Origin of the sequence: Paenibacillus sp. 598K (genome assembly GCF_003851045.1) — a bacterium.
In the GTDB taxonomy this organism is placed as follows: Bacteria; Bacillota; Bacilli; order Paenibacillales; family Paenibacillaceae; genus Paenibacillus_D.
Genome location: NZ_BFBX01000117.1, coordinates 41,833 through 42,536 on the forward strand (window position 1 = coordinate 41,833; position 704 = coordinate 42,536).

2 protein-coding genes are annotated in these 704 nt (G+C 56.7%); one reads left to right on the plus strand and one right to left on the minus strand.

The genetic code is table 11. The annotated features are described in order from the left end of the window. Nucleotides 1-363 (plus strand): superoxide dismutase (locus PA598K_RS28410; RefSeq protein ID WP_185602274.1); only part of this gene is annotated, 363 nt, incomplete at its 5' end. A gap of 159 nt (nucleotides 364-522) precedes the next feature. Here PA598K_RS28410 and PA598K_RS37455 read toward each other — a convergent pair. Next, nucleotides 523-704 (minus strand): hypothetical protein (locus PA598K_RS37455; protein WP_221414185.1); only part of this gene is annotated, 182 nt, incomplete at its 5' end.

Genomic DNA, 704 nt, shown 5'->3' on the forward strand with positions numbered 1-704 from the left:
CTAGGGGGCGGCATGCCGCCGGAACCGCTGGCAGCCCAACTGACCCGCGACTTCGGGAGCTTCGAGGCGTTCCAGCAGCAATTCAGTCAGGCAGCGGAGAAGGTCGAGGGCGGCGGCTGGACGATCCTCGTCTGGAGTCCGCGCAGCGGGCGGCTAGAGATCCTCCAGGCCGAGAAGCATCAGAATCTGTCGCAATGGGATGTCATCCCGCTGCTGCCGCTCGACGTCTGGGAGCATGCCTATTACCTGAAGCACCAGAATAAACGCGCCGACTATATCCAGGACTGGTGGAAGGTCGTCAATTGGCCTTACGTCAACGAGCGCTTCATCGAGGCCAGGCGATTGCGCTGGCAGCCTTACTAAATGCCAAGTAAGAGATCTAGGGTTCCCTCTAACCTAAGCTTGCTGCCATCAGGTCGTTTTTGCGATTGCTCTTGCGGTCGCTCGTGCCCCCACTAACGCATCGGGGATTCTGCTGCCGCCCAGTAGGCAGTGCTCATTCCCGATTCGGATCATTCATGCTCAACGCCAAAAGACGCCCGGAGTACAGGATAACCTGTGTCCGGGCGTTTTGGCTTCAAAGCAACAGAAGGCGAGAGCGAGGCGACGATTCGTACCGGGCAGGATAGCAATAGGATGCAAAAGTGCAAAAGTGCGTTTATTTTCGGCGAAAACAAGTGGAATTAGGTAAACAAATGCAAATG